This is a genomic window from Buttiauxella sp. S19-1, from assembly GCF_022134725.1.
In the GTDB taxonomy this organism is placed as follows: domain Bacteria; phylum Pseudomonadota; class Gammaproteobacteria; order Enterobacterales; family Enterobacteriaceae; genus Buttiauxella; species Buttiauxella ferragutiae.
The window spans coordinates 1-19,302 of sequence record NZ_JAHWLU010000047.1; the positions used below are offsets into that span (position 1 = coordinate 1).

20 protein-coding genes and 2 pseudogenes are annotated in these 19,302 nt (G+C 51.3%); 8 read left to right on the plus strand and 14 right to left on the minus strand.

Translation table 11 applies throughout. From position 1 onward, the window contains the following. A partial coding sequence (gene tynA / locus MES37_RS12250) for a primary-amine oxidase (RefSeq protein WP_237931525.1) occupies positions 1 to 1,946 on the plus strand: 1,946 nt, incomplete at its 5' end. 273 nt (positions 1,947 to 2,219) lie between these two features. Then, entirely contained in the window at positions 2,220 to 3,431 is a 1,212-nt protein-coding gene (gene tyrP, locus MES37_RS12255; RefSeq protein WP_064546633.1) for a tyrosine transporter TyrP, read from the plus strand. Here tyrP and MES37_RS12260 read toward each other — a convergent pair. Then, positions 3,428 to 4,324, minus strand: a complete 897-nt coding sequence (locus tag MES37_RS12260; RefSeq protein WP_064546631.1) for an ABC transporter six-transmembrane domain-containing protein — start codon at positions 4,322 to 4,324, stop codon at positions 3,428 to 3,430. The genes tyrP and MES37_RS12260 overlap by 4 nt on opposite strands. Before the next feature lie 94 nt (positions 4,325 to 4,418). Between MES37_RS12260 and MES37_RS12265 the strand changes: the two genes are divergently transcribed. Then, positions 4,419 to 4,997: a TetR/AcrR family transcriptional regulator gene (locus MES37_RS12265; protein WP_237931527.1), complete on the plus strand. Its 579-nt coding sequence runs from the start codon at positions 4,419 to 4,421 to the stop codon at positions 4,995 to 4,997. 10 nt (positions 4,998 to 5,007) lie between these two features. Here the strand turns inward: MES37_RS12265 and MES37_RS12270 are convergent, their stop codons facing one another. The 8 genes and pseudogenes from MES37_RS12270 to MES37_RS12305 all read right to left on the minus strand — a co-directional run bounded on the left by MES37_RS12270 (position 5,008) and on the right by MES37_RS12305 (position 12,729). After that, positions 5,008 to 5,904, minus strand: coding sequence for a transporter substrate-binding domain-containing protein (locus tag MES37_RS12270; protein WP_443107067.1), 897 nt, complete (start codon positions 5,902 to 5,904; stop codon positions 5,008 to 5,010). 9 nt (positions 5,905 to 5,913) lie between these two features. Next, on the minus strand, positions 5,914 to 6,693 hold the full coding sequence (locus MES37_RS12275; RefSeq protein ID WP_064546625.1) for an amino acid ABC transporter ATP-binding protein: 780 nt from the start codon (positions 6,691 to 6,693) through the stop codon (positions 5,914 to 5,916). Next, the gene (locus MES37_RS12280) at positions 6,677 to 7,603 is read right to left on the minus strand and encodes an amino acid ABC transporter permease (RefSeq protein WP_064546623.1); all 927 of its coding nucleotides are present in this window, start codon (positions 7,601 to 7,603) and stop codon (positions 6,677 to 6,679) included. Before MES37_RS12280 ends, MES37_RS12275 begins: the two co-directional genes overlap by 17 nt. A gap of 9 nt (positions 7,604 to 7,612) precedes the next feature. Next, positions 7,613 to 8,119, minus strand: a complete 507-nt coding sequence (locus MES37_RS12285) for a GNAT family N-acetyltransferase (protein WP_064546621.1) — start codon at positions 8,117 to 8,119, stop codon at positions 7,613 to 7,615. A gap of 10 nt (positions 8,120 to 8,129) precedes the next feature. Continuing rightward, a pseudogene (locus MES37_RS12290) lies at positions 8,130 to 9,071 on the minus strand (ABC transporter substrate-binding protein); the annotation flags it as partial. Between the two features lie 131 nt (positions 9,072 to 9,202). Beyond that, positions 9,203 to 10,505, minus strand: a pseudogene (locus MES37_RS12295) (LLM class flavin-dependent oxidoreductase); the annotation flags it as partial. Positions 10,506 to 10,568: 63 nt separating this feature from the next. Beyond that, positions 10,569 to 11,690: an amidohydrolase gene (locus tag MES37_RS12300; protein ID WP_064546614.1), complete on the minus strand. Its 1,122-nt coding sequence runs from the start codon at positions 11,688 to 11,690 to the stop codon at positions 10,569 to 10,571. Positions 11,691 to 11,700: 10 nt separating this feature from the next. Further along, complete coding sequence (locus MES37_RS12305; protein WP_064546612.1) at positions 11,701 to 12,729, minus strand: MsnO8 family LLM class oxidoreductase; 1,029 nt, start codon at positions 12,727 to 12,729, stop codon at positions 11,701 to 11,703. Positions 12,730 to 13,042: 313 nt separating this feature from the next. On the opposite strand from MES37_RS12305, the gene MES37_RS12310 reads away from it, so the two are divergent. From MES37_RS12310 to MES37_RS12320, 3 genes are read left to right on the plus strand one after another with little or no spacing between them, the layout of a single operon-like run. After that, the gene (locus tag MES37_RS12310) at positions 13,043 to 13,366 is read left to right on the plus strand and encodes a helix-turn-helix domain-containing protein (protein ID WP_064546610.1); all 324 of its coding nucleotides are present in this window, start codon (positions 13,043 to 13,045) and stop codon (positions 13,364 to 13,366) included. Continuing rightward, entirely contained in the window at positions 13,351 to 13,665 is a 315-nt protein-coding gene (locus MES37_RS12315) for a HipA N-terminal domain-containing protein (RefSeq protein ID WP_064546608.1), read from the plus strand. The genes MES37_RS12310 and MES37_RS12315 overlap by 16 nt, the downstream gene beginning before the upstream one ends. 2 nt (positions 13,666 to 13,667) lie before the next feature. Beyond that, on the plus strand, positions 13,668 to 14,705 hold the full coding sequence (locus tag MES37_RS12320) for a type II toxin-antitoxin system HipA family toxin (protein ID WP_237931529.1): 1,038 nt from the start codon (positions 13,668 to 13,670) through the stop codon (positions 14,703 to 14,705). Between the two features lie 49 nt (positions 14,706 to 14,754). Here MES37_RS12320 and tsr read toward each other — a convergent pair whose 3' ends face one another. From tsr to MES37_RS12335, 3 genes are all read right to left on the minus strand, one after another. Next, positions 14,755 to 16,419 carry a methyl-accepting chemotaxis protein gene (tsr, locus tag MES37_RS12325; protein WP_133521498.1) on the minus strand — a complete coding sequence of 555 codons (1,665 nt, stop codon included), beginning with the start codon at positions 16,417 to 16,419 and terminating at the stop codon, positions 14,755 to 14,757. An 86-nt stretch (positions 16,420 to 16,505) separates the two neighbouring features. Next, a complete protein-coding gene (locus tag MES37_RS12330; RefSeq protein WP_083963375.1) occupies positions 16,506 to 17,090 on the minus strand; it encodes a PadR family transcriptional regulator in 585 nt (194 codons plus the stop codon). Between the two features lie 10 nt (positions 17,091 to 17,100). Continuing rightward, positions 17,101 to 17,862 carry a siderophore-interacting protein gene (locus tag MES37_RS12335; protein ID WP_064546602.1) on the minus strand — a complete coding sequence of 254 codons (762 nt, stop codon included), beginning with the start codon at positions 17,860 to 17,862 and terminating at the stop codon, positions 17,101 to 17,103. A gap of 270 nt (positions 17,863 to 18,132) precedes the next feature. Between MES37_RS12335 and MES37_RS12340 the strand changes: the two genes are divergently transcribed. Continuing rightward, positions 18,133 to 18,348, plus strand: coding sequence for a YdcH family protein (locus tag MES37_RS12340; RefSeq protein WP_064546600.1), 216 nt, complete (start codon positions 18,133 to 18,135; stop codon positions 18,346 to 18,348). A 39-nt stretch (positions 18,349 to 18,387) separates the two neighbouring features. Here MES37_RS12340 and yqfB read toward each other — a convergent pair whose 3' ends face one another. Both yqfB and MES37_RS12350 read right to left on the minus strand, forming a co-directional pair. Next, a complete protein-coding gene (yqfB, locus tag MES37_RS12345) occupies positions 18,388 to 18,702 on the minus strand; it encodes a N(4)-acetylcytidine aminohydrolase (RefSeq protein ID WP_237931532.1) in 315 nt (104 codons plus the stop codon). Between the two features lie 43 nt (positions 18,703 to 18,745). Next, entirely contained in the window at positions 18,746 to 18,919 is a 174-nt protein-coding gene (locus tag MES37_RS12350; protein ID WP_064546596.1) for a GhoT/OrtT family toxin, read from the minus strand. Between the two features lie 166 nt (positions 18,920 to 19,085). Between MES37_RS12350 and MES37_RS12355 the strand changes: the two genes are divergently transcribed. Then, the gene (locus MES37_RS12355; protein WP_064546594.1) at positions 19,086 to 19,274 is read left to right on the plus strand and encodes a YegP family protein; all 189 of its coding nucleotides are present in this window, start codon (positions 19,086 to 19,088) and stop codon (positions 19,272 to 19,274) included. Positions 19,275 to 19,302: the final 28 nt, after the last annotated feature.

The following is a 19,302-nucleotide window of genomic DNA, read 5'->3' on the forward strand; positions in this document are numbered from 1 at the left end:
GCCTTGATCAAACTTTCGCGGTCGAGAAAAAACCTCATCCACTTAATTCACTGACTGCGGATGAAATAAACCAGGCGGTCAAAATTGTTCAGGGTGCGCCAGATTTTAAACCGGGTATTCGCTTTACTGAAATATCGCTGCATGAACCGCCGAAAGATCAGGTTTGGCAGTTCGTGATGACAGGCCAGGAGGTCACTGCCCCGCGTCAGGCCGATGTGATTATGCTCGACGGCATTCATATTGTGGAAGGCGTGGTGGATTTAAGTGCCGGTAAAGTGGTGTCGTGGAAACCGATTGAAGGCGCACATGGCATGGTGCTGATTGATGATTTCATCAGCGTGCAGACCATTATCAACGGCAGCAAAGAGTACGCCGAGGCGCTGAAAAAACACGGTGTCGACGACCCAACTAAAGTGATCACCACCCCGCTCACCGTCGGCTATTTTGACGGGAAAGATGGCCTGGAACAGAACCAGCGCCTGCTCAAAGTGGTGAGCTATCTTGATACTGGCGATGGCAACTACTGGGCTCACCCAATTGAAAACCTGGTGGCAGTCGTCGATCTTGAGCAGAAGAAAATCATCAAGATTGAAGAAGGCCAGGTCGTTCCGGTGCCGATGAATCCACGTCCGTTTGATGGCCGTGACCGCGTAGCACCCGAAGTTAAACCGCTGGAAATCATCGAGCCGGAAGGTAAAAACTACACCATTACTGGCGATACTATTCACTGGCAGAACTGGGATTTCCACCTGCGCCTGAATTCCCGCGTTGGGCCGATTCTCTCTACCGTGACCTATAACGACAACGGTAACAAACGCAAAGTGATGTATGAAGGCTCGCTCGGCGGTATGATCGTGCCTTACGGCGACCCTGATGTTGGCTGGTATTTCAAAGCTTATCTGGATGCTGGTGATTACGGCATGGGTACGCTGACTTCCCCGCTGGCTCGCGGCAAAGATGCCCCAACAAACGCGGTGATGCTGGATGAAACTATTGCTGATTACACCGGCAAACCGACCACTATCCCACGTGCGGTAGCGGTATTTGAACGCTACGCCGGGCCCGAATATAAGCACCAGGAAATGGGCCAGCCGAATATCAGCACCGAGCGCCGCGAGTTAGTGGTGCGCTGGATCAGTACCGTCGGCAACTACGATTATATTTTTGACTGGGTATTCCACCAGAACGGCACCATCGGCATTGATGCAGGCGCGACCGGCATTGAAGCGGTTAAAGGTGTGAAAGCCAAAACCATGCACGATGAAACCGCCAAAGATGACACTAAATACGGCACGCTTATCGACCACAATATCGTCGGCACCACGCACCAACACATCTACAACTTCCGCCTCGATATGGACGTGGATGGTGAGAACAACAAACTGGTGGCGCTCGACCCTGAAGTGAAACCGAATACCGCTGGTGGCCCGCGCACCAGTACCATGCAGATCAACCAGCATGATATTAATACCGAACAAGAAGCGGCACAGAAGTTTGACCCAGGCACTATTCGCTTGCTGAGTAATACCAGCAAAGAGAACAAAATGGGTAACCCGGTTTCTTATCAAATTATCCCTTATGCAGGTGGCACCCATCCGGTAGCGACCGGTGCGAAATTTGCACCAGACGAATGGATTTATCACCGCCTGAGCTTTATGGATAAGCAACTGTGGGTGACGCGTTACAACCCGGAAGAACGTTATCCGGAAGGGAAATATCCAAACCGTTCGGCGCACGACACGGGTCTGGGCGAGTACAGCAAAGACAATCAATCACTGGATAACCAGGATGATGTGGTGTGGATGACCACCGGCACCACACACGTGGCTCGCGCTGAAGAGTGGCCAATCATGCCAACGGAATGGGTGCACACGCTGCTGAAACCGTGGAACTTCTTCGATGAGACGCCGACGCTGAATCTGGCGGGGAAAAAAGAGCAGAAGTAACTTGGGCTGGGATGTCGTTGTTTTGTCGGATGACGCTGGCGCTTATCCGACCTACGAAAACGTCGACATCCCTCACCGTACGCGCCACGCTTATCCTACCTACAGAACCTGCGAAAGCGTTGGGTTTTGTAGGGTGGATAAGCGCCAGCGTCATCCACCGATAATGTAAATATATCAATACACTTCGCGTAACCCCTGTTTGACGCCTTAGCCATAATCCCTTAATCTGCGCGGCACAATGTCGTTATAACAAGCGTAAATTCAGAGGGAAGCGTGAAGAATCGCACTCTTGGCAGTATCTTTATCGTCGCTGGCACCACAATTGGCGCAGGAATGTTGGCAATGCCACTGGCTTCGGCGGGTGTTGGGTTCGGGGTGACGTTTGTGTTGCTGGTCAGTTTGTGGGGGTTGATGTGCTACACAGCCTTGTTGCTGGTTGAAGTTTATCAGCACGTTTCCGCTGATACCGGGCTGGGTACGCTGGCGCGCCGCTATCTTGGCAAACCAGGGCAATGGTTGACGGGGTTTAGCATGTTATTCCTGATGTACGCGTTAACCGCCGCGTATATCAGTGGCGCGGGCGAACTGCTGGCCGCAAGCCTGAGCCAATGGTTTTCTACCACTATTTCGGTCACCAGCGGCGTGTTGCTGTTCACTCTTGTTGCCGGAGGCGTGGTCTGCATCGGCACCCATATGGTGGATATGTTTAACCGCGTGTTGTTCAGCGCCAAGATCGTCATGTTGGTGGTGATGCTGACGCTGATGATGCCACATATCCATCACACCAATCTGCTGACTCTGCCGCTGGAAAAAGGCCTCGCACTTTCGGCGATCCCGGTGATTTTCACTTCGTTCGGTTTTCATGGCAGCGTACCCAGTATTGTCAGTTATCTGGACGGCAATCTGCGCAAGTTACGCTGGGTGTTTATCATTGGCAGCGCCATTCCGTTAGTGGCTTATATTTTCTGGCAAGTGGCGACACTAGGTGCGATTGATTCAGGCGTGTTCAGCGGATTACTGGCTAATCATTCCGGTCTGAATGGCTTGTTGCAGGCGGTTCGTGAAGTGGTGGCATCAACACATGTTGAGCTGGCGGTTCATCTGTTTGCCGATCTCGCGCTGGCAACCTCGTTCCTCGGCGTGTCGTTAGGGTTATTCGATTACCTTGGCGATTTGTTCAACCGTAATCGTAAAGCGTCAGGCCGTATGCAAACAGGGCTAATGACCTTCGTGCCACCGCTGATCTTTGCCCTGTTCTATCCGCAAGGTTTCGTGATGGCGCTGGGTTACGCCGGTGTGGCGCTGGCGATTCTGGCGTTGATCATCCCTTCACTTTTAGTGTGGAAAAGCCGCCAGATGCAGAAAGAAGCGGGCTACCGCGTTGCAGGCGGCAAGCCGTTGCTGATTGTGGTGTTCGCCTGCGGTATCGCTGTGATTGTTATCCAGGCATTGATTGCCACAGGCGCATTGCCTGAGGTCGGTTAATCCACCAGCCCGGTATTCACACGTTTGCCTATCTCTTTAAGCTGCGAGTATTTCTCCAGCAGAGATGGGCCGTCATCAAGGCTCATGGCAAACATCCACATGTACGTCATGACCGAGTAAATATGCCCGGCGTTCCCGACCCCTTTCACGGTCATCAACATGATGGTCATAGCGAACAGGAACGCTGCGGCAATACCAATTGCCAGATAACCGTAAGCTTCACGGTCAGACAACCGAATACGTACCTGTGCCAAAAAGTTGTAGTGCTTGTTGAGCGTGTTTTCACTGGCATAGCCAACAAACCCCACCTCTTTTTCCAGCCGGTCGTTCAGTTTCTCGTACAGCATTTCGTTCTTGCGCGTATAGCTCGGCAGGAACAGCGCAAAGAAAACCAGCACCACCATGCAAGCCACACCAGCCCAGAACTCGATGGTTAACAGCATGACAACTGCGCCGATTATCGACGCCAGTGAAGTAATCAGCAGCGGCAGATGCGTTTCGAAGAAATTGACAAATTCGCGTGACAACGTCACACGTGCTGCAATCGTTGAGTGGCTATGATCATCTTTACGTTGTGCGAGGATCACCGGCACCGCGAGGCCAGCGTAGATTCTGGCGAAAGTGCGGGTGTCCATGCTGCGGCGCGCAGCACCTATCGCCCACATAATAAAAACCACCAGCGCATACAACAACGCATGCAGGGATTGCCCTTTGATGATGGCATTAATGGCAAAACCCGCCATTAACGGATACAACAAGTAAACGACGTTCTCGGCGACCACCAGCAGCAGAGTGACAATGAGCTTTTTACTGTGGAGTTTTGCGAGTTTTTTTAAGGTATTCAATGCACCGCGCGATGGTTTAAGCTGAGCGGTTTGCTGACAAGTAGACATGACTTTATATTCTTAGATTGTTATTCTTGAGCGGTTGCTCAAGAATGAAAAGATTCTATTTGAGCACTTGCTCAAAGTCAACGAAGGTACCGTGATGAAAGAAAAAACGTCTGTTCTAAAAGAAAATATTCTTGATGCCGCGATCGGGCTGTTCACGGATAAAGGGGTAGAAAAAGTGACGACCCGCGAGCTAACCGAACAAGTCGGTATCGCCCGTAGCCATATTTATCACTATTTTCCCGACTGGCAGACGTTGTGTATCGCAGCGTTTGAACGTTTTATGTATGCGGAGCTGGAAGCTTTTAGCCAAAAGACGCGCGCCCAGTCACCTGCGCAAGGTTTGAATGTTTTCATCGAAGATTATCTACCTGACCGCGCCGATGCTGTTTGGGAGTTGTACGGCTCGTTGTGGCGGCTGGCGGTGCATAACAAGGTGTACGCCGATCTTGCCCTGACGCTGACCGAAAAGTGGGATGCGTTGCTGGCGAGCATTATTGAAAGCGGCATTGAGAGTGGCGTGTTTCGCCAAACCGATGTCGGGCGGGTGACCCGCCAGCTTAGCGCGTTGCTAAACGGCTATTCGGATCAACTGATTATCGACAATGCGCCGCTGGCCCGCCAACAGGCGCTGGACGATATTCATGGGTTTATAAGCCAGGTCCTTTTGGCTTAACCGGAAATCGCTACGGATAGGTAATCCCTTGCGGATTCACCTCAGACGTCGCCACTTCTTCGCCCTTTTCTCCCCATCGCGCCAACACTTGCTGGTATTCACCACGTTTCGCTGCACCATCCAGTGCAGCTTGCAGTGCATAAACCAGCCCATTACCTTTTTTGGTGGTGGTGGCAACATAGGCTTTCTTCGGCCCTAATCCAACAACCCGCGTGGTGCCAGTGAGTGCCGCTTTATAGGCCGCCACACTTTGCGGGCCGAAAGTGGCGTCCGCCCGCCCAGCCTGAATATACAAATTGCCGGAAGCGTCATCGGTCAGATAAATCGGTTGGGCTGCCTTGCGCCCTTCGCGCTCATTGATTTCATTCCAGCCCAGGAGAATTTTTTCCTGATTGGTCCCCGAACCTAAAATGATGCGTAAACCGGCAACATCTGCTGGGCCAGTGATTTTTTGAATTGGGCTGTCTGATTTGACCGCAAACGCCAGCGAATCGACCCGATAAGTCGCGAAATCGAACTTCGTTTTACGCTGCTCGGTCACCGCAATATTCACCAGTGCGACGTCATAGCGACCCGACGTAATCCCCAGTGGCCAGTCTTCCCACGCGGTCGGCACTAGTTTGAGCTTCAGCCCTAGGCTATCGGCCAGCAAACGGGCAATATCCGGTTCGCTGCCGATCCTCGTGCGGTTATCACTTGCCAGCAACGCCAACGGCGGAGAGTTGAGCGCGGATATCGCCACCGTCAGGGTTCCCGGTTCCACAAACTTATAGCCCTGCGGAATTTTGCTGATAGCCAGCGGGTCTTTAGCGGTATGAATCGGTTGTTCATTGGCCTTAAGATCAAGACTCCCTTGGGCATACAGCGTGGTACTGATCATCAATAGCGCCAGTGGGACAAATTTCATGCCTGCTCCTTATAGAACCTTAGATAAAAACTGACGCGTTCGTGAATGTTGCGGATGGTTGAGCACCTCGTCGCTGCTGCCTTGCTCAACGATTTTGCCGTCGACCATAAACACCACGTTATCTGCCACTTCGCGGGCAAAGCCGATTTCATGAGTCACCACCACCAGCGTGGTGCCCGAACGGGCTAATTTCTTAATCACATCCAGCACTTCCCCCACCAGTTCTGGGTCGAGTGCCGAAGTCGGTTCATCGAACAACATTACCCGTGGGCGCAAAGCCAGCGCGCGCGCAATGGCGATACGTTGCTGCTGGCCGCCGGAAAGATGGCGCGACCAGGCATCGGCTTTATTGCGCAGCCCCACCACATCCAGCAATTGATAAGCCTGCTCAATGGCTTGTTTGCGGTTGAGCTGCTTATGGGCAATTGGCGCTTCAATCAGGTTTTCCAGCACCGTGAGATGCGGGAACAAATTGAAATTCTGGAACACATAGCCGACGTTCACGCGCTGGCGCAGGATCTCCTTTTCCTTCAGCTCATACAGTTTGTCGCCCGCCAGGCGATAGCCAATGTAATCACCATCAATCTGGATAAACCCCTCGTCGACACGTTCCAGATGGTTTATCGCCCGTAGCAAAGTGGATTTACCGGAACCCGACGGCCCAAGGATCACCGTTACCGAGCCAGGTTCCAGCTCAAGCGAAATGTTATCCAGCGCTTTATGGCGACCAAAATATTTGCTGACGCCCGTAATCGAGATATGACCAGTGGGATTATTGGACAGGTGCATGAGCCGTCTCCTGAGTTTGCAGCGCTGGCTGGCGTGATACATTCCGCGCCGGACTTTGTTGATTAATCGCTGAGCGTCTTTCACTGCGTGCCAGCCAGCGTTCAACCAGATGCTGAATCAGCGACAGGACACTGGTGATCACCAGATACCAGACCGCGCCCACCATCAATAACGGGATCACTTCCTGGGTGCGGTTGTAGATCATCTGAATGGTGTAGAACAGTTCCGGCATTGCCAGCACGTAAACCATCGACGTCCCTTTCGCGAGGCTGATAATTTCATTGAAGCCGGACGGTAAAATGGTGCGTAAAGCCTGCGGCAAAATAATGCGCACCGTGCGCCGCCAGGCCGGTAAACCTAAGGCCGCCGCCGCTTCATACTGCCCATGATCGACACCCAAAAAACCACCGCGAATAATCTCTGCGGTATACGCGCTTTGTACCAGTGTCAGCCCGACCACGGCGGTAGAAAACTGCCCCAACACGTTAATCGTCTGGTAACTTCCCCAGCTTATTTGGGTGAACGGAATGCCAATCGACAGCGTGTCGTACAGATAGGAAAAGTTATAGAGAATGATCAGCACCACAATCAGCGGTAACGAGCGGAACAGCCAGATATAGCTCCACGCCAGGCTGTTGAGCAGCCATGAAGAGGAAAGCCGCGCCAGCGCCAGTAACCCGCCAAATATCACACTCAGTACCGTGCCAATCAGAGTCAGCAATAACGTTTGCACCAGCCCCTCAAGGATAACCGGGTCGAAGAACCAGCGGGCAAATACGCTCCACTCCCAGCGCGGGTTAAACGCCACCGACTGAACCACAATCGCCAGCACAAACAACGCGACAAAAGCCCCCAGAGTGCGCAGCGGATAACGCGCCGGAACCACTTTAATTGTTGATGGTGTCGTCATCATGATTCCTCAGGCCGTTTTGCGCTGTGTGACAGCAAGCGTTTTGGTAAAGCGCAAGCGCCCATCGAATGGTGCAACGCTGTATTCTTCCGGGTTGCGGTGAATATCAAACTGCGGCTGATAACCCAGACTCAGATAGAGTTTTACCGCTTCCGGCTGGCGAAAACCGGTGGTCAGGAAGATATGGCTATAACCGGCAAGCTGCGCGCGGCTTTCCAGCTCACGCATCACTCGTTGAGCCACGCCCTGTTTGCGCAAAGACGAGTGCGTCCAGATGCGTTTGATCTCAGCGGTATATTCATCGAAGGGCTTATACGCGCCGGTCGCAATAATCTCCCCGTCACGCTCCAGCACGATGAATAACCCTTGTGGCGGCAGATACCATTCGGTTAGTTCTACTTCGGCATCACGGGAAAAGTAGTCCCCGTAACGCGCTTCATACTCACCAAACAGCCCGCTGATAATCGGCTGAAGCTCTGCCGCTTCTGGTGAAACATCCCGGAATTGTTCGCGCATTTGCAGCTCCTTAATCGCCAAGACCGGCAGGGTTAATTTCGGACGCCGGGATTTGCTCGACGCCTTCCCCCCAACGGTTCAGCACTTTGTTGTAATCGCCGTTTTTGATAACACCATTAAGCGCGGTTTGCACCGGGTCGACCAGGCCACTGCCTTTCTTCAATGTGACGGCGATATGCGCCGCTTTCGGCCAGCCACCATCGACTACACCGACCAGCTGAGTTTTCTGCGTCAGAGCAGCTTTCCATGCGCCGGTGACGTTCGGGCCAAAAAACGCATCGGCGCGGCCAGACTGCAATGCCAGGGTTTGTGCGGCATCGTCTTTGGTGTAAACCGGCGTGAAAGGCTTAAGCCCTTTCTTCAGGTTCTCTTCGTTCCAGGACAGCAAGATAGATTCCTGGTTGGTTCCTGAGCCGACAATAATGCGCAATCCGGCGATGTCTTCAGCCTTCTCAATCTTCTTAATTGGGCTATCAGATTTCACATAGAAGCCGAGGGAATCTTTGCGGTAAGTGGCAAAGTCGAATTTCTGTTTGCGGTCTTTGGTGACGGTGATATTGCTGATTGCCGCATCGTATTTGCCCGATGTCACGCCCAGCGGCCAGTCTTCCCATGAGGTTGGCACCACATTCAGCTCAAGCCCCAGGCTGTCCGCCACCAGGCGAGCGATGTCCACCTCGCTGCCGAGCAGCGTTTTGTTATCTTCCGCAAACACCGTTAACGGCGGCGAATTGAGTGCCGCGACTGCAACGGTAAATTTACCGGGAACCGCAAAGCGATAATCTTTGGGTAACTGGGCGACAGCCGCCGGATTAACGACAGTATTAATAGGTGTTTTATTAGCTTCCAGGCTGACGCCGGTGCCATTAATGGTGACTTCTTGCGCCAGGGTTTGTGCAGCCGAAAGTGCCAGAGCGATAGCCAGAATGAGCGATGTTTTTTGCATAGTGTGTTCTCTTAGTTATTGTGATGTTTGTTGTTTTTGTCGGATGACGCTGTGCTTATCCGACCTGTGAATTGGTTTTGTAGGGTGGATAAGCGCAGCGTCATCCACCGTTTTCACCCATCGTCCAGGTTACGAAAACTGATTCACGGGTTCTGCCAACCCCAAACTTTCACGCAATGTGGTGCCGGGATATTCCGTGCGGAATAAACCTCGCGCCTGCAACGCCGGAACCACTTCATCAACAAAACGCGGGAAGGTATCTGGTGTGCCGCCCTGAATAATAAAACCGTCGGCGGCGTGGCTTTCGAACCACTGCTGCAATCCGTCTGCCACTTGTTGGGCGGTGCCAGCAAAACGTGGGCGCGGCGATGCGGCTTCTAGCGCGACCTGGCGCAGCGTCAGATGGCGTTCGTGGGCATTGCGTTTGATTTCATCGGTGGTACTGCGGAAGCTGTTTTGGCCGAGATCGCCAATATCGGGGAATGGCTCATCGAGCGGATACTGGCTGAAATCATGATGTTCAAAATAGCGGCCCAGATAATTCAGTGCATCGGTGACTGACACCAGTGCCGCAGTGGCTTGATACTGGTTTTCTACGTCATCGGCATCTTTGCCAACAATCACGCTCACGCCCTGGAATATTTTTAAATCATCGTCATTACGGCCATGATTTTTAAGTTGGCTCTTAACATCACGATAAAAATACTGAGCTTCTTCGAGCGTATCGTGATGAGTAAAAATAGCATCAGCGTGGCGTGCGGCTAATTTCTTACCATCATCCGAGGCACCTGCCTGGAATACAATCGGCCTGCCTTGTGGCGTGCGTGAAATATTAAGTGGTCCGGCGACTTTAAAGAAATCACCATGATGATTCAGCGTGTGTAATTTTTCCGGGTCAAAAAATTGCCCGCTGGCTTTATCACGAATAAACGCACCGTCTTCCCAGGAATCCCACAGACCTTTCACCACATCGAGGTATTCATCAGCAATGCGATAACGCAGCGCATGTTCAGGATGTTGCTCACGCGAGAAGTTCTTTGCCGAACCTTCCAGTGGTGAAGTCACCACGTTCCAGCCCGCGCGCCCTTTGCTTAAATGGTCAAGGCTGGCGAACTGGCGTGCCACCGTGAACGGTTCGCTATACGAGGTCGACAACGTGCCGACCAGCCCTAAATGTGTGGTCACGCTAGCTAACGCCGACAACACCGTCAGCGGTTCAAAACGATTCAAAAAATGCGGGATAGATTTTTCATTTATATATAGACCGTCGGCAACAAATAAAAAGTCCAGCTTGCCCTGCTCGGCTTTTAACGCAGTCTCTTTGACGAAATCAAAATTAATACTGGCATCGGCAATCGCTGCCGGATGCCGCCATGCGGACATATTCCCCGAAGCACCATGTAAGATTGTTCCAAGGCGCAGTTGTCGATTATCAGACATATTCGATCCTCATTTTCAGGCTGCACGCATCCTGGGGAGTTGACCCCTGCGTATTAGAAGTAATTACTTTTCCAGTAGTGCTTGTTCCGCCAGCGTGGCGAAATAACGCGCCGCATCTTCAATTAATGCTTCATCCGGATTAAAGGCCGAATGATGTAAACCGTATTCGCTGGCGCTGCCAATACTGACGAACGCGCCGGGAATGGTTTGCAAATAAACCGCGAAGTCTTCGCCGCCCATATGCAGTTCAGAGGTTTGTGTGCGATAACCCACTCGTTGTGCGAGCTGCATCGCAAATGCCGCCCATTTATCATCGTTGATCAATGTTATTGGCCCGTTAAACCATTCCACCTCAATGTGCGCACCAAACGCACTGGCTAAACCGGCTGCAATCTCACTGATCCGTTTCTCGACCTGCTGCTGAATTTCGTTGCGATGAGTGCGCACGGTTCCTTCCAGCTCGACACTTTCCGGCAACACATTCCAGGTATTTCCCCCTTGTATGCGCGTGACACTGACGATGACAGAATCCAGCGTATCCACGTTACGGCTGGCGATAGTTTGCAATGCCAGCACCAGTTGGCTGGCAATCACAATGGCGTCTTTACCTTCATGTGGACGGGCGGCATGTGCGCCTTTGCCCCGCACCCGTAAAACAAAACGATCGACGTTGGCATAGAATGCGCCCCCTCGGGTGGCGAAAGTGCCAACCGGTAAACCAGGCTCGTTGTGCATGCCAAAAATAGCGGAGACGTTTTCCAGTGCTCCGGCCTTTATCAGTGCCTTCGCACCAGTAAAGTTTTCCTCCGCTGGCTGAAACAGCAAACGTACACGACCGGATAAATGCGCCTCGCGCTCTTTTAATAACAAGGCCGCACCCAGAATCACGCTGCTATGAACGTCATGCCCGCAGGCGTGCATCACGCCATCATTGTGTGAGCTAAACGCAACACCGCTGGTTTCCTGAATCGGCAGTGCGTCAATGTCAGCTCGCAGCGCAATGACCTTTTCCCCTTGCCCGACTTCCGCCACCACACCGGTGGCAAGCGGATAAGGCAACAAACGTAAACCTGCGGATTCCAGCCAGTGACGAATTCGCGTGGTGGTCGCCACTTCCTGGCCAGATAACTCCGGGTTCTGGTGTAGCTCGCGCCGCCAGTTGATAAGTTGCTCTGCGAATGTCATCGGCTTCCCCTTACCAGGCTTCATGTTCGGCGGTAAATTCAGATACCGACGCCGCCTGCTGCACGCCAGCCAACAAACGAAGCGACTGAAAACGTGCCGCAGGGTCACTCACTGGCGTATCAATAATGAATTCGTCGATGGCAAATTCCTGGCTCAGTGCCGCAAGCCCGGCTTGAACTGTCTCGGCGGTGCCTTGCAGCAACGAAGGTTCACGGCGTTCAATCCGTTTGATGGCACTCCCAGCCTGGCGAGCAAATGCGTAAGCCTGGGCTTCGCTGGCGACACTGACCCGCTGGCTGTTTTCCAGCTCAACGCTCCAGATTTCCACAAGGTTCGCCAGCTCAGCCGCTTTTTGTGCGTCCTGCGCAACAATCACCTGTACCGCCACCACCGTTTCACGCTGGCTTCTGCTGCGCCACGCACCGAGTACCTCACGCATCAGATTTTTATCGCCATTCAGGTGAGCGGCATAAACGAAGTTCCAGTCGAGATTTGCGGCGAGCTTCGCACTTTCGAGGCTGGCACCCAGCAGAAAACGCGCGGCACTGTGCGTCGGAAGCGGCGTGGCGCGTAAAGTTTCTACATCTTCATCTTCGTGGAATGCGGGCAAGGAAAGCCAGTTATCCAGTTCTGTGAGTTTGTCGGCAAACGAGGCGTTATCTTGCCCGCCACGCTGTAACGCCTGGGTAGATAACGGTAAGCCGCCAGGCGCTTTGCCCACGCCAATATCAATGCGGCCCGGTGAGAGATTTGCCAGTAGATTGAAGTTTTCTGCCACTTTATAAGGGCTGTAATGTTGCAGCATCACCCCACCGGAACCGATACGAATGCGGCGGGTTTGCCCGACAATCCAGGCAATCAGCAACTCTGGTGATGGGCTTGCCAACCGCGAAGTGTTGTGGTGCTCGGCAATCCAGAAGCGGTGATAACCCCAGGCTTCCGCCTGTTGTGCCAGATGCAGCGTGTGTTTCAGGGCGTCGGCAGGCGTTTCGTCCTGAGCGACCGGGCTTTTATCCAACAGGCTGATTCGATATGACATGCAGCAAACTCGCGTTGATTAACATGCCTTCATTAATAAGGTTTCCACTCAATCGAGTGAAACAATTAATTTACATTTCGTTAGCAATAAACTGGATAAGCCAGGATGCAACACGGCCAGATAGCTTATATATGGACTGGAATCATTAAATAATCCTATAAATATACTATTTATGAACCCTGAAGTTGACAAAAGACCGCAAATGAACCATCTTTGGTTAATAATTAAAATAAGGGTCATTTATGATACATTTCGATATCATAAGACCATTAACAACCCTTTTTAATACAAAAATTCACATTTAAGGTCACGCATGAACTACGACAATGCCACGCTCGCAGACAAACTGCATGCCATGAGCGAATTATTGAATGACGTTAAAAAAGCCGTGACGCTGCGTGCGCAAGAATCGGAACTCATTATTGACGAACAAGTGATCACGTACTGCGCGCAACTGGGGCAAAAACTGAACCAGCGCCGCAAAGAGCTGGATATCGACCTTGCCACCCTTGAGCTACAAACCGGCGTGTCCGCCTCAACGCTCAAACGGCTGTTTAAAGATCCGGAACAGGTCAAATTTGGCACGGTGTTACGCGTCGCTGAAGCACTGGGTGTAAAGTTATGCGCCGCCGTGTAGAGGTGTGGTTATATGGCGAACCGGTCGGCGAACTGCGCCAGCATGACGACGGCTTCGAATTTAGTTATCGCGCTGACTACATCGGCCCGCCGCTGTCGCTAAGTTTGCCGGTGCGTGTCGGCCACTTTCGCAGCCAGACACTACCACCCTTTTTTGCCTCGCTGGCACCAGAAGGCTGGCTGAAAAAGCGCTACAGCCAACTACAGCAACGCGACGAGCACGACCTGCTCGGAATGCTTATCGATAACGGCAAAAACCTGATTGGCGCAGTACAACTGGTCAGCATGCAGGAGGATTAACCATGCGTTGCCACATTCTTTTAACTCCATTGCTCCAGGCCAAAGAGCAAGAGTCGGGCTATTCATCCAAAGGCCTGAAACAGCTGACGGGTTCGGGCAAGGTGAACCCGCAACTGAGTTTTACCCGTGATGACTTTATTCATGAATTGCCGAAAGCGCAGCGTGGCATGAGTATTTCCGGCTACCAGCCGAAACTGCAAATGGTGGTGCGCGCCGGCGAATTTGCGGTGGTTGAACATCAGGGCGAATACATCCTCAAGCCTTCTCCGGCGGAATTCCCCTATCTGGCAGAAAACGAACACGCCACCATGCGGCTTATGGCGCGACTGGGGTTTGATGTGCCGCCACACGGGCTGGTGAGCTTTGCCGCTGTTGATAACGAAACGGAGCGCGAGTTGGCATTTGTTATCCGTCGTTTCGACCGGGATATTCAAACCGGAGCGGCCATACATCAGGAACAGCTTGATGCAGCGATGAACGTCGGCGAAAAGTACGGGAAGACGGGCAGTGACGGAAAGCAGTATGTCAGTTATCAGCAACTGGCCGAGTTCCTGACACAACATGTGAATAGCAACATCGCCTTTAAAATCGATTTGTTCCGGCGCATTACCTACGCGTATTTGTTGGGGAATAACGATATGCACTTGCGCAATTTCGGGCTGATTCATCCACGTATTGGCGAACCAACGCTGTCGCCAGTGTATGACTTTGTGTCGGTTGCGCCCTATCCCGCCATTTTTAGCTCCGGTTTTATGGCGCTGCCGCTATTAAGATGTGAAGAAGGCGACCGCGAATTAGCGCCAGGTTTTAAGACCGCTTACGGCGAATATCTTGGTATGGATTTTCAGGCGTTGGGTTTGAGTATGGGGATGACGGAGAAACTTATTGTTAAATTGCTCAACGATATGCACAAAGAAAGCCGCATCGTAGATGCCGTTTATCGAGATTCGTTTATGCCCGCAAAAGACGTGGAAGCGACGTTGCGTTGTTACCACCAGCGCCTGGATCGTTTAATGCGCTTAGATGAAGCGGAGTTGTAATGGTGGTGGATAAACGCAAGCGCCATCCACCACATTCATTTCACCGAAATCAGAAGGTTTCCCAATTTTCGTTAGACTCGCTGACTGCCGCTTTGCGCGGTGTCATTGGCGTAATCGTTACTTTGGGTTCAGCGCTTCGAACTGCGGCTTTGGCATCCTGGTTAATACGAAACACCGCCACGGCCTGAGTCAGACGGCTGGCTTGCTCTTCAAGTGCTGAAGCGGCGGCAGCAGACTCTTCAACCAATGCGGCGTTTTGCTGCGTAACACGGTCCATTTCAGAAACCGCCAACCCAACCTGGTCGATACCACGGCTTTGCTCGTCAGATGCCGAGGCAATTTCGCCCATGATATCGGTCACGCGGGTCACCGCATTGACAATTTCACCCATGGTTTCGCCAGCACTTTCCACCAATGTAGAACCGGTATCCACTTTGCTGACGGAATCTTCGATCAGGCCTTTGATCTCTTTGGCCGCCTGTGCACTGCGTTGTGCCAGATTGCGTACTTCACCGGCAACCACTGCGAAACCACGCCCTTGTTCACCCGCACGTGCAGCTTCAACGGCGGCGTTAAGTGCCAGAATGTTGGTCTGGAAGGCAATGCCGTCAATCACGCTGGTAATGTCGGCAATTTTCTTCGAACTGCTGGCGATGTCGTTCATGGTGCGCACCACGTTATCCACCACTTTTCCGCCCTTCTGTGCGGTTTCAGAGGCACTCAATGCCAGTTGGCTTGCCTGACGGGCATTTTCCGCATTCTGTTTAACGGTGGCAGTTAACTCTTCCATGCTGGCAGCGGTTTCTTCAAGCGAGGCTGCTTGCTGCTCGGTGCGTGAAGAGAGATCGTTATTGCCGATGGAGATTTCGCTGGCGCCGCTATAAATCGCGTTCGCGCCGTTACGCACATCACTCACCGTACTCATCAACTCTGACTGCATATGACGCAGACTGGACGCCAGTTGCCCCATTTCGTTGGTGCCTTCCACATCAATAGAACGCACAAGGTCACCGCTTGCGATGTGACGAATGCTTTCAATCAGGCGATGCAGCGGTTCAATCAGGGTTTTCTTGATGCCCAGCCAGACGGTAACAATCGCCGCAGCAACCAGTGCCAGAATCACGATCAGGATCCAAATGGCCTGCGAGTAAGACTGATTATTGTCGTCCACCGCTTGTTGGTACAGATGGTCGTTTTGTTGCAGATAATTGATGTACTCTTTTTCAAAACCGTCCTGATATTTCTGCGTAGGCTGGTCGAAGAATTCGTTAATTTTCCCCGCACCCAGTAACTGGATTAGCTCCGCCAGCGCACCATGGTAAATCGCATAGTTACGCTTGATTTCATTGGTAGACTCTTCGCTCTGGCGTGGGTCGCGTGGCAAGGCTTCATATTCAGCCCACTCTTTTTCCGCCTGCTTTAACGACTGGCTGGCGATCAGCATCAGCTCATTAACCGTCGCGCCGCTGCCGATATTGTTGGTATCCATCATATGACGGATGCCCGCACGGTTTAGCGTGTTACGGGTTTGCAGCAGGGCAACCCAACTGCCATTAAGGGTAGATTGCTGCTGGCGAATGGTTTGCAGCACGGTGAAGTTTTCTTTGTCGTTTTTCAGCGCGTTGAAGAACAACCCGCCGGAGGTCATTTGTAAAAGGCCAAATAACCCCAGCACAAACAGAAGACTGGTTACTACTTTTATGCGATTTAACATGCTTTTGCGTTCTCATGACAACAGAAGCATATAGTTTCGGCAGAACTCGTCGAAACTTTATGCTTCATTGCACAGAAATAGCAAAATTAACTCCGCTCAATATCCTTAGCGGCCTGATCTAAAGTATCGATGATTTTATACAGCGTCTCTTTTGGCAAATCGCTTTGCCCAAGTTTGGTATTAAGTGCCATTTTAAAGTTATGAATAGCACGCTGAATTTCAGGTAGACGGCGGTTATCGCCTAATACCCCTAACGATTCGAGCTTAGCGATGATATGGCCAAGGTGGTCTTGTTGTAGTACGAGTTCAGCATGGCCTTCGGTAGTAAGCGTCCACGCCTTTTTACTGCTGTCGCTTTGCACGGCAGTAATCAAGCCCATCTCCTCAAGCAAAGAGAGGTTAGGGTAAATAATCCCCGGGCTTGGGACATATTCGCCTTTGGCGATGGCCTCGATGGATTTGATCAACTCATAACCGTGCGCATTGTTGCTTGAAAGGAAATGCAGGATCAGCAAACGAATGTCGTTGGCATCAAACATGCGTTCACGGCGCATGCGCCCTTTACCTTCCATACCGCCATGTTCGTGATGATTATGGCCGCCGTGCAAACCGTGTCTTTCGTGACGTTCATGTTTGGCGCAAAGACGATGGTGTAGATGATGGATTCTCATGTTCGTTTCCTTATTTATGATGCCAGTAAGCCACAGCGCGCACGTAATCGGCGTCCAGAGCGTGGGTTTCCAGCAGTTCATCATTGAGTTTTTTGACGTCGCGACCTTCTCCGGTAATCCAGACAAAATAGTCGCTCTCCGGGAATTCAAGAGTGCTTAAGTGCTTAGCGATAGATTCGCTATCAAGCCAGTGAATATCCGCCTGTTTGAACTCACTCAGATACTCGCGGCTTTGTGCGTGTTGGCTGTTTACCAGCACAGTGGGGACAATATGTCCGGGCAGAGAGAGCAGACGGCGGCGAATGGCAGGTAAACCGCTTTCATCACAGACATAGAGTTGGCATGAATAGTCGCAAGGAACGACCAGCGATCCACGTGGCCCGCCTATCAGTAACGTATCGCCAGTCGTGGCAATTTCCGCCCACTGACTGGCAACGCCGCCGTCATGAATATAGAAGTCCAGCGTCAGTTCGTTACGCGCGGCGTCAAATTCCAGCGGGGTGTAATCACGCGAAATGGGACGCGGACCCTCCCCCCAGACAATGCCGTCGTCAGTGACTGACGGGCGAGCAAACTCACCACTTTCTGGCGGGAAAAACACTTTCACATGGTCATCAAACCCCCGCGAGGTGAAACCTGCTAATTCTGGGCTGCTAAAAACAATGCGATAAAAACAACCCGCAACGGTTTCTTTGCTTTTTACGGTTAACTGACGAAATTTAAGCTCGTTTTTGACGCGTTGTGGAAGATTAGGTTTGGTTTGTAAGGTCATCTGTTTCTCATTTTTGAATGCGTAAGATATATCATAGATATGTTTTAGCACACAGAAATAAGATTGTCGTTAACAATTTTTGCCGTTAAGCAAGGCGTAACATGCCGAAAATTTAATCTAAATTGTTAACGCGCCTCGTGGATCTCAAATTGACAAACCCTTACCAAGCGGTGCTTCCAATTCAGGCCGAGCGGTGCCTACACTGCAAATGGCAGCAATTGCCAGGGCTTATCCATTCATCACCTACCTACTCGACTCCGGAGGTTTGCAATGTTTCCTGAGTACCGTGAATTGATTACCGAATTAAAATCCGCCAACCCGCGTTTCCTCAGCTTGTTTGACAAGCACAATCAGCTTGATGATGAAATTTTACGCAAGGAGGGGCCGCAAGGGACGGGATACAACGAAAAAGTCATGCAGATGAAAAAAGAGAAGTTGCGGCTAAAAGATGAGTTGTATCAGATGTTGAAGAAAGCCAGTCAGTAGGTGAAATTTCAGGAAGGGGAAACTCCCCTTCCTTTGTTTTTAAGCCGCAGTAACCAACCTAAAAACAATCGCATAAAGCTCATTCAGACCTGGATAAATATCCGCAATCACCTCTTTAAGCTGAGGCAGCGTCATATTCTCCTGACGCGCATGCTCGTCGGTCAGTTGCCCGAGCAACACCGGCATCACACTGATCACTTCGATGGTGCAAAAATAGACATCGTCTTCATAACGCCCGACACGTAATTGCTGGCCTGCCGTAAAGTGCGACTCAGAGACATCACGCAGCGTGATTGTTTTACGGCCAGCAACAATATCACCCTCAAAGCGCTGGAAAAAAGTTATGTCATTCATTACGTACCGTTCCTGTTCTTTAACTAGTTGAAGTATAGAGAGTTTAAAACAGAGAAAACAACAACGCGACAGGGAAACTCATTGGCCAGGTTGCCCCTACCAGCACAGAACATAACAGTTTGATGCTCTTTTTATCCCGAGATAAAAACCATGTAATAATCGCGGTTATTAACGACATAACCACATAAAAAACCAACATCTTCTGATAAACCGACATTTTTATAAGCTGATTGCAGTGAAATTACGCTATAAAATATGCTCTTTTTTGTGGCGTATATCAAGTTTTAACAATCACGCCCCCTCCTCAGCCACCTCATTGATTGATTGCACTATATTTAAGCTACTCACCAGACAAAGGGTCTGGGGTAAAGCGGAGATTTTTTATGGGTCACTACGTTTTAAAGAAATCAGCGAAGGCGACTGCCGAACCATTTTATTTCGTGTTAAAGGCCTCTAACGGGCAAATTATCGCCCAAAGCGAAATGTATGCCTCGAAAGCGGCTGCACAGAAAGGGATTGAATCGGTTCAGAAAAATGGTGCATCGACTGATATTCGCGATGAAACGGAATAATTAACAATATATAAAGGTGATGACGCCG